The sequence below is a fragment of the Pseudomonadota bacterium genome, assembly GCA_022361155.1.
Taxonomy (GTDB): domain Bacteria; phylum Myxococcota_A; class Polyangia; order Polyangiales; family JAKSBK01; genus JAKSBK01.
In genome coordinates, this window is sequence record JAKSBK010000364.1 from 1 (window position 1) to 9,501 (window position 9,501).

The 9,501-nt window shown below is 65.6% G+C and carries 9 protein-coding genes; 7 read left to right on the forward strand and 2 right to left on the reverse strand.

Going from position 1 to position 9,501, the window contains the following annotated elements; translation table 11 throughout:
- The 7 genes from MJD61_14015 to MJD61_14045 all read left to right on the forward strand — a co-directional run.
- Positions 1-679: transposase (locus MJD61_14015; protein MCG8556386.1), on the forward strand; the 679-nt coding region annotated here is incomplete at its 5' end.
- Positions 680-1,066: 387 nt separating this feature from the next.
- Positions 1,067-1,516: a cupin domain-containing protein gene (locus tag MJD61_14020; GenBank protein ID MCG8556387.1), complete on the forward strand. Its 450-nt coding sequence runs from the start codon at positions 1,067-1,069 to the stop codon at positions 1,514-1,516.
- Positions 1,497-2,180: an HAD hydrolase-like protein gene (locus tag MJD61_14025; protein MCG8556388.1), complete on the forward strand. Its 684-nt coding sequence runs from the start codon at positions 1,497-1,499 to the stop codon at positions 2,178-2,180. The genes MJD61_14020 and MJD61_14025 overlap by 20 nt, the downstream gene beginning before the upstream one ends.
- Before the next feature lie 176 nt (positions 2,181-2,356).
- Positions 2,357-3,685 (forward strand): MATE family efflux transporter, encoded by a 1,329-nt coding sequence (locus tag MJD61_14030; GenBank protein ID MCG8556389.1) that lies wholly within the window; start codon positions 2,357-2,359, stop codon positions 3,683-3,685.
- 92 nt (positions 3,686-3,777) lie between these two features.
- Complete coding sequence (locus tag MJD61_14035) at positions 3,778-4,137, forward strand: YciI family protein (GenBank protein ID MCG8556390.1); 360 nt, start codon at positions 3,778-3,780, stop codon at positions 4,135-4,137.
- Positions 4,134-5,426: a sigma-70 family RNA polymerase sigma factor gene (locus MJD61_14040; protein MCG8556391.1), complete on the forward strand. Its 1,293-nt coding sequence runs from the start codon at positions 4,134-4,136 to the stop codon at positions 5,424-5,426. Before MJD61_14035 ends, MJD61_14040 begins: the two co-directional genes overlap by 4 nt.
- A 49-nt stretch (positions 5,427-5,475) precedes the next feature.
- Positions 5,476-6,549 (forward strand): aldo/keto reductase, encoded by a 1,074-nt coding sequence (locus MJD61_14045; GenBank protein MCG8556392.1) that lies wholly within the window; start codon positions 5,476-5,478, stop codon positions 6,547-6,549.
- A gap of 176 nt (positions 6,550-6,725) precedes the next feature.
- Here the strand turns inward: MJD61_14045 and MJD61_14050 are convergent, their stop codons facing one another.
- On the reverse strand, positions 6,726-8,159 hold the full coding sequence (locus MJD61_14050; GenBank protein MCG8556393.1) for an NAD(P)/FAD-dependent oxidoreductase: 1,434 nt from the start codon (positions 8,157-8,159) through the stop codon (positions 6,726-6,728).
- 447 nt (positions 8,160-8,606) lie between these two features.
- A complete protein-coding gene (locus MJD61_14055; protein MCG8556394.1) occupies positions 8,607-9,122 on the reverse strand; it encodes an ATP-binding protein in 516 nt (171 codons plus the stop codon).
- Positions 9,123-9,501: the final 379 nt, after the last annotated feature.

Here is a 9,501-nt window from a genome sequence, read left to right on the forward strand (position 1 = left end):
CATGCGCTGCCTGAACGAGTCCATTGCTCGGCAGGCCAACAAGGAAGACGACTGCAAGGGTCGGTTCTGGGAAGGGCGTTTCCGCAGCCAGGCCCTGCTGGACGAAGGGGCGCTCTTGACCTGCATGACGTACGTGGACCTGAACCCGGTGCGCGCGGGCATCGCCAAGAGCCTGGAGGGCTCGGACTTCACCTCGATCCAGGAGCGGCTGCGTCAGGCAGCACAGCGCGAGGCCAAGGGAAGCACGGAAGCGGACGCGAGCAAGCCCAAGCCCAGGACGAAGGTCCCCAAGCGCAAGGCTCGCCGCCGACGCACGAAGCTAGCGGAGCTGCTGCCGTTTCAGTCTCCGGTGGCGCCCGAGGTAGCTGGCCCCCGGGATGGCCGGGATCGCGAACCTGTCCCGATGCTGTTCGAGGACTACGAGCAGCTGGTGCGCCACACGGGTCAAGCGATCCGCACGGACCAGCGCGGTGCGCTGCCCGAGAAGCTAGCCCCGCTGGTCGAGCGAGCAGGGCTGAACGCCGAGACGTTCGTGGGCTCGGTGCAGCAGTACGCGCGCACGTTCTTCGGCATGGTGGGGCAGGTAGAACGTATCCGCCTGGAAGGCGCCCGCCGGGGCCAGCAGCACGTCAAAGGCATCCGGGCGGCCAGCCATCTCTACGCGCGCAACGCCGCCTGAGCGAAGCGACGTCACCAGCGGCTAGTTCGCTAGCTGGGTAGCCTGAGTTCAAGCCACTGCGATCCGGCGCAGGCGTGCATGCGCTCCGGGGCCGGCCTGACCGAGGCGTAGCGGCCCGGGCTGCGCACACGCGGGCCCGTCGGTCGCCGTCAGCCGCCAGAATAAAATGGCTGTCCTAGCCTGGTGCTATCACGGGTGCTAGCCTGGTGCTATCACGGGTGGATCGGGTATGCGATTCCGGATCGATGGAGCGAGCCGGAGGCTGGTGGCCGATGCGGGCTTGCCTTAGGGCGGCCCGCCACCAGGCTGGACAGAAGGCTGGTTTGTGCGAGCATGGCGTCCCGGCGCGGATCCGCGCCGCGGACTCAAGTCCCAGGAGAGACGTCCATGCATCAACCGAGCACGGCGACCTATCCGAATGGTGTGCGGCTCATCAAATGGCCGCACAAACAAGCCCCCACCGAGGATAGTGTGGCGGAAGCGATGAAGGGCCTTGGATACAAGGTCTACGATCTGCAGACGGTGCCCCCTTGGTTTGAACGAAGCCGGCACGCACACGATGAACCCGAGATCCGTGGCGCCGTAGACGGTGTCATCACGTTTCACTTCGATGACTACCCGGTGACCATCGAAGCGGGCGATATCCTACTCATTCCGGGTGGGGTTGCTCACGAGGTGATCACCCATAACAGCCGCCCCTTCTCCGCCTACAAGGGCTCGCTGAGCGGGGAACGGCATGTGACCGAACACGGAGACGGCAGGGGCAGCGTGGAGGATCTTGCTAGGGATGGGGCGCGCCCGTTTGGAATGGAGCCCAGTGACGCTGATCGCGCTTGACTTGGACGGTACGCTGGAGGACAGCCGACAGGACATGGTGGCCGCGGCCAGGCGCGTGCGCGAGCAACTCGAGCTGCCACCCCGGCCGGATGAGGAGCTTCGACCCTGGGTCAACGCCGGCATGGATCGGTTGTATCGAGCCTGTTTCGGCGACTACCTCGAACGACAGCCTGGCAGCGAGGCCTATGCGCGCGCCCAGGCGGCGTACGAGGCCGACTACCTTGCGCACATCGCCGACACGACCCGACTCTATCCCGGCATCGCAAACGCGCTGTCCGAGTTGGCGATGCTCGGGAAACTGGCGTGCGTGACCAACAAGCCCGAGGCCATCTCGCGCCGACTGTTGCAGGCCCTGAGAGTAGGCGCTCATTTCTCCGCCGTGGTGGGCGGCGACACCTGCGAGCACGCCAAGCCGCATCCCGTCATGCTTGAGACCGCAGCCCGGGAGGCTGGCTTTCGACGCCTTCGGCCCACCACCTGCTTCATGATCGGGGATACGGCGGCGGATCTCCGCATGGGTCAAGCGTACGGCGCGTTCCGTGTCTGGTGCAGCTGGGGGTATGCACAGGCACTTGACGAGATGGCCGATGCCGTCGCTCGGGAGCCGGCAGAGCTCGTTCAGATCGTGCGTTCGGTACTCGGTTCCGATGGCCGACGAGAATAGACCTGCTGCCTCGCCAGCTCGGCTTCGAGGCGCCCGGCCGGCAAGGCGCGCCGACGCGCGAATACTCCCTGTATTTGAAGGCGGCGCAACATCGCCGCGCGGGATGGATCGGAGTCGAAATGGTGAGGTTGTTTTGCCCCGACGCCTTAGGGCTAGGCCGCACGCAAGTTCTGCGGATGGTGTGGCCGATCATTGTCGCGAATGCGTCCAGTCCGGTGCTGGGCCTGGTGGACACGGCTGTGATCGGCCACGTGGGGACGACAGCAGACCTCGGCGCCATCGGTCTTGCCGCCATCGTCTTCAACTTCATCTACTGGAGTTTCGGCTTTCTTCGCATGGGCACGACGGGCTTCGTGGCGCAGGCGGCTGGCGCCGACCAAGAGTTGGAGGTGCGCGCCGCCTTGGGGCGGGCGCTGGCGGTAGCCGCATGCGCGGGCTCGCTGTTGGTGTTGGCCCAGTCCCCGCTCGAACGTGTCGCGTTTTGGCTCAGCGGCGCCAGTCCCGAGGTCGAGGCGCTGGCACGGGACTATTTCCTGCTTCGCATCTGGGCCGCCCCGGCGTCGCTGGCCACTTTCGCCCTCCTGGGCACGCTGATTGGGCTTGGCCAGAGCCGGATGCTGCTACGCATTCAGCTGTGTCTGAACGCCATGAACGTGGTGCTTGACGTCTTGCTAGCCGGCGTCCTCGGCATGGGTGTCCGAGGCGTCGCGCTCGGTACCGCATTTGCCGAATGGACCACGCTCGCGTTGGCTCTGAGTTGGGTCTTGGCTCTACTCTGGAACCGGCGCGCGGCTCGCCGCCCGGACGACGAACGCCAAGCGGGCGATCTTGGCGCGAAGGAACCGTTCTGGGCCTGGGACTTGATCAGAGACCGCGCCAAGCTACTTCAAACCCTGAGCGCCAACACCGACCTCATGCTGCGCACACTGCTGCTCATCTTCGGTTTCGCTTGGTTCGTCGATCGGAGTGCGCAACTTGGAAACGAGGTACTCGCAGGCAATCAGATCCTGCTTCAGTTCGTCACTCTGAGTGCCTTCTTCCTTGATGGCTTTGCCAATGTCGCCGAGACTCTGGTGGGTCGGGCCGTGGGCGCGCGCGACAAGCACGCATTCGATCGCGCGGTACGGCTTTCGACCGAGCCGGCCTTGGCAACGGCAGCGGTGCTGACGCTGGCCATCGTTGGCTTTGGGGAACCGTTTGTGCAAGCGCTAACACCGCTGCTCGATGTCCGCGAATCGGCTTCGCGCGTCTTGCCCTACGCGGCGGGCTACGTCCTGGTCGCGGCGGCAGCGTTTCAGCTCGATGGGATCTTCATCGGCGCGACCCGCACGCGCGATATGCGAAACGGTGCGGCCTGGTCGGTGGCCATCTACCTCGTGGCCTGGTTTGGGTTGCGGGAGGTGGGCGGCAATCCAGGGCTCTGGCTGGCATTCACCATCTTTGCAGCTGCGCGAGGCCTTACCCTTGCCGTCCGCTATCCAGCGCTGCGGCGCACGCTCGGGTGACGAGCCAAGAAAATCGTCCTAGGGTGTCCAAGACGCGTCCGCTCCCGCGTCGTTGTGCGTCGGTAGCGTCACCGACTGTCGAAGGAGAGAGCATGCCCAAGCAGAACTACCTATGCATCCAACGCAGCCAAACCGGGGAGTGCGAAGAGCCCGGCCAAAAGGCCGACAAGCCGTCTCCGGCCCAGATGGAGCAGATGTACGCCAAGTTCAACGCCTGGCGGGAGCAGTTCAAGGACAACATTGTCAATCTGGGCGGGCGCCTGGCCGCAGGCAAGGTTCTGACCGCGCAAGGCGCGACGGACGGGCCGTTCGTAGAGGCCAAGGAGGTGGTTGGGGGGTACATGATTCTGTGTGCCGAGAGTCTGCAGGAGGCGGCCGAGGTGGCGCGGCAGTGCCCAGGCGTGGTGCGTCCCGGCTCGAGTCTTGAAGTCCGCGAAATCCAGATTTCTTGACCGCGCCGGGCGCTCAACCCGGATCGAACTTCCGGCACGCCGGACTCGTCGAGCACTTCTTCCGGCACGAATACGGAAAGCTCGTGGCCGTGCTTTGTTGCCGCGTGGGCGTGCAATACGTCGAAACCGTGGAGGATGCTGCCCAGTCCGCGTTGATGGCGGCTCTGGAGTCGTGGACGCAGGGGGGGCTGCCAGACAACCCCTCCGCTTGGCTTTTTCGCGTGGCCCACAACAACCTTGTGGGTGAGCTGAGGCAACGTGCGGGGCGCCGGCGCATCCTCGAGCGAGGGATTGCGCGAGACCCTGCCAGCGAAGCCTCGGGTGTGCCGGAAGGTGTGCTGGCGGGCGAAGTAGAGGACGATCTGCTGCGCATGCTGTTCGTCTGCTGCGACGACGCGATCCCAGAAGAGTCCCAGCTGGTCCTCGCCCTCAAGACCCTGTGCGGCTTCAGCGTGCAGGAGATCGCGCTGCGCTTGTTCAGCAGTGAGGCCCACGTCTACAAGCGCTTGGCGCGCGCGCGCAAGCGCCTGCGGGAGTCCCCGCCCCAGCTGGCCGAGTTGGGCGCCGACCAATACGGCGGACGACTGCCCAGAGTGCACCAAGTACTCTACCTGCTGTTCACGGAGGGCTATCTATCAGCGCACGCCGAGCTCTGCATCCGCCGGGAGCTGTGTGACGAGGCGCTGCGGCTGACCTCCACGCTGACGCAGCATGCCGTAGGCAAGACGCCCGAGACGTACGCGCTGATGGCGCTGATGCACCTGCACCTGCCGCGCATGACGGCACGCCAGGACGGCACGGGTGGGCTTTTGCTGTTGGAAGAGCAGGACCGGCGGCGATGGGATCCGCAAGCGCTTCAGACCGGACTATCGTGGCTAGCTCGTTCCGCCCAGGGCCAAGTCTTCTCTCGCTATCATGCCGAGGCTGGAATCGCGGCCGAACACGCACTTGCACCGTCCTTCCAAGAGACCCGGTGGGAGCGTGTGGTCGAGTGCTACACACTGTTGGAGCAGCTCGCGCCTTCGGCCTTGCACCGACTCAACCGAGCGGTCGCGCTGGCCGAATGGCAAGGGCCGCGTGCGGGCCTTCGGCTGCTCGAGGGGTTCGAACCTCCCGCCTGGCTGGCAGGTTCCTACCTTTGGGCCGCCGTGCTGGCGGACCTGCATCGGCGCTCTGGCCAGCGCGAGCTCGCCGAGCAGCACCGGGAAGCGGCGCTCCAGCTCGCGCCCACACCCGCCATCAAACGACTCTTGCAGCGCAGGCTAGACGGCCTGAAACGACAGGCATAGTCTAGCCGGGTCAGGACCTACTAATGCCCCGCTCTCCAGGAGATTATTCATGCCTCTCGATCACTTCGTAACTCTCGGCCGGTCCGGCTTGCGCGTGAGCCCGCTGTGTCTCGGTACCATGACCTTTGGCCAGGATTGGGGCTGGGGCAGCAGCGTGGAGGACTCGCAGAGGATCCTCGACCGCTACTTGGACCGTGGCGGCAACTTCATCGATACCGCCAACATGTACACCAAGGGGCACTCGGAAAAGATCATCGGCGACCATCTGGGTCGAACCGCACGGCGTGACCGGACGGTGATCGCGACCAAGTTCAGCGGCAACCTTTTTCGCCATGATCCCAACGGCGGCGGCGCGAATCGCAAGGCGATCGTGCAGCAGTGCGAGGCCAGCCTGCGCCGCTTGCAGACCGACTACATCGACCTGTACTGGATGCACTGCTGGGACCGTTTCACTCCCATCGAGGAGACCATGCGGGCGCTCGATGACTTGGTTGCCTCGGGCAAGGTGCGGTACGTAGGTGTATCCGACACCCCGGCCTGGAAGGTCGCCCAGGCACAGGTCTTGGCCGAGCTACGGGGCTGGACGCAGTTTGTCGGGCTGCAGATCGAGTATTCGCTCCTGCAGCGCACGGTCGAGGGGGAGCTGATGCCGATGGCCGCGGAGCTGGGGCTCGGTGTCACACCGTGGTCGCCCCTTGCCGGGGGTGTGCTGACCGGCAAGTTCAAGCGCGGCGGGCCGGGCTCCGAGCGTGGTGACTTCACCAACGCCTACCTGACGGACCGGGCCTTTGACATCCTGGACGTGTTGGTCGATGTCGCCAAGCAGCTCGACAGTACGCCCGCGCGCGTGGCCCTGAAGTGGGTGCAGAGCCAGCCAGGGGTCACATCGACGATCATCGGCGCCAGGCGACTCGAACAGCTCGATGACAATCTGGCCTGCTTGGATCTCGAGCTGCCCGCACAAGCGCGTGAGGCGCTACAGAGCGCCACCGCGCCGAGCCTGCCATTCCCCTGTGATTTCTTGAACATGATGCCTGGTTTCTTTGGCAATGGCGCCCACATCAACGGTCTGCAGACCGACGTGTTCGGCATCTCGCCCGAGGGGGACGCCGACCGGTATTAGCCCGCATCGGTCACTAACTTCGAGCCCGATCGGTCGAGGTGTCCGTGATAGCGGCCGATCCGCAGTCGAAGCACCGGAGGCATAGTTGGCACTCTGTTGAGGATGCTGAGACGAGGACGCGGCCGTTTGCGCGGGCGGATCGGCCGTTCGGGCCGGAGGCTGGTGACCGATGCGGGCTAGGCGCGCCTAGCTCGCAAGTGGCGCAGGACCGCCCGGGCGGCGTGGTATCCATTCATGCCGTGGACCCCGCCGCCGGGGGGCGTGGAAGCGGAACAAAGGAAGATGCGTGGGTTGGGCGTGGTGTACGGGCGAAGGCGCACCACCGGCCGGGTGAACAGCTGCCTGAGGTCGTTCGCGCCGCCTGTGACCACGCCGCCCACGAGGTTCGGGTTGTGCCGCTCCAAGGCTGCTGGGGCGTGAACCGTTCGCGCTTCGATCGTGTCCCGAAAGCCGGGGGCGTAGCGTTCGATTTGGGTCTCTATCGCGTCGGTCATGTCCACCGAACAGGCGTGAGGCACATGGGCGTACGCATAGCCGGTGTGTTTGCCAGCGGGTGCGCGCGTCGTGTCGAAATGGCTCTGTTGTGCGACCAAGACAAAGGGTCGCTCGGGCACTTGTCCGTACCAGATCTGCCGCTCCGCGCGCGCGATCTCCGCGAGCTGTCCACCGACATGCACGGTCGACGCACGAGCGCACTCCGCGTCCCGCCATGGGATGCGCGCGTTGAGTGCCCAGTCAAGCTTGAAGACGCCCGGACCGTAGCGGTAGCGCAACAAGCGCTTGCGATACCCCGCGGGCAGTTGATCGTGCGCGATCCGCGCCACGTGCTTGGGTGCGAGGTCGAGTACGTACGCCCGCGCGCCTGGCAACTCGCGTAGTTCGCGGACCGGTGTCGAGGTTTGGATACTCCCGCCGGCGGATTGTAGGCAGCGAACCAGCGCCTGGGCGATGCTTTGCGAGCCGCCCTTGGCCACAGGCCAGTCGACCGCGTGGCCCGAGAGCGCAAACACGAGCCCCATGGCCGAGGTGAAAAACTTCTCGAACGGCGCGATCGCATGCGCGGCGCAGCCCGCAAACAAGGCTCGGGCGCGCTCCTCGCGGAAATAGGCACGCGCGAACCAGCTTGCCGGCCACAAGCCATGCAGACCGAACCACAAAAATGGCCGTGGTGCCTTGGGGATGCCGATCGGGCCCAGGGTGTCGGCCATCAGTGCGTGTACCCGGTCGACCAGGGGCGAAAACAGCCGCCGCCAGGCGCGCGCGTCTCGAGACAGGCCGGCCGCGGTATGGTCCAAATCGCGCGCCAGCAACACCGCGGGCTGGTCGGGTAGGGGATGCGCGACCGAGTACTCCGGGTAAAGCCACCTGAGGTCGTGTTTTTCGAGTTCGAGCCGGCGAAACAGGGGTGACAGTGCTGCCATCGGGTGCACGGCGGCACACAGGTCGTGGGCAAAGCCCGGCAAGGTCAGCTCGGCGGTGCGCATCCCCCCGCCTACGGTCGCTGCCCCCTCGATCACGTGCACCGACAGCCCCGCCTGTGCCAGCGTAACGGCGGCGGCCAGCCCATTCGGCCCGGATCCGACCACCACCACGTCGTAGCGTTCGGCCATGGCAGGGCGACATAGCAGAAGCGCGCGAGTGGGTGTAACCGTGGGCGCGTAGCGTCTGACGCGTGGTCACAAGTAGCTAAGGGCCCTCGGAAGAACAACTCATCCATTTCGCCGGTTCTGACCACCGCTGGCTATGTTGCTCCTCCTCGAAGTATCCTCAATACTCCTCGTCGTCACGCCTCGCCAGCGGTGCCCAGTCCTCACCGAAACACACGAGTTATTCTTCCGAGGGCCCTAAGCGTTTTTCCATCACTTGCGGGTGTGGGGGTCGTGGATCCGGCCCGTGATCGTACTCGTACTCGTCAATCGTCCTCGTGCGCGTGCGCGCGCTCGAGAATGGGTCCGAGCCGGAACGCTACGGATCGATTACAAGCCCACGGCGCAGGGTGGCCCCTTCGAGGCTGTCCTACGACGTGGAGCGTTAGCCTGACACTCCCGGGTACGTGTTCACTCTGAGTGGGTCTGGCGGATGAAGTGCACCTCGCGTTCCGCGCATTCATCATCGGCCGGCGGTTCCCACAGGTCGCTCGCGAGCTCGAACATATCCGGAGGCACCTCCATCGAGAAGGTCTCCCCCTTGTCGCGGTTGCGTCGTTCCACCCGCGCTCGCCTCACGTCGCGGTCTGCGTCGAGCACATACACGCTCAGATCGTACGCCTTGTTATCGACGCGCGCGTAGAAATCCTGCCGCCGTGCCCGTTGGATGAGTCCAACTTCGAGCACGACGGGAGTGCCGATATCCATCAGATCCTGGGCCACGCACCAGATCTGCTCCAGGCAGCGCTCCGCGCGTTCCATGTACCATTGCAGCCGGCCGTGGTTCGGTCGCGGATCGTCGCCGTAGAGCGTGGCCATCCACTCATCCAGCACCAAACGCGCCGCGTTCTGCTCCCGACACAGCTTGCGGGCGTAGGTGGATTTCCCTGCCCCCACGGGCCCAATAATCAGGTGCAGCCGCGCCATCGCGCGCACTATCGATAGGACCGCCGCCGCAGTCAACAGCCCGCTGCGTGTCTCCGGCCAATGGCTCGACTCGTTCACCAGCGTGGAGCGCCGGCCGGCGGCGCAACTGTCGCAGGTCTGCGCAAGTCACTCGGCGGCGCCGTGTAGTGCCGCTCGCTGGGATCTGTGCGGGGGGCGGGCCGGGGCGGGCCGAACCCTCAGAGCTAAGGCCCGTCCCTACCGCGACGTGCGCTCCAAGAACTGAGCGCCGGCACCACCGCCTGAAGGCGGTGGGTTCGGGGCGCGCCCGTCGACTGAAGTCGACTCCGTGGGCGCGCCGTTTCTTGACCCGCCATCACGGCCCTTCGAGGCCGCCGCCTTTTAGGCGGTGGTCATTCAC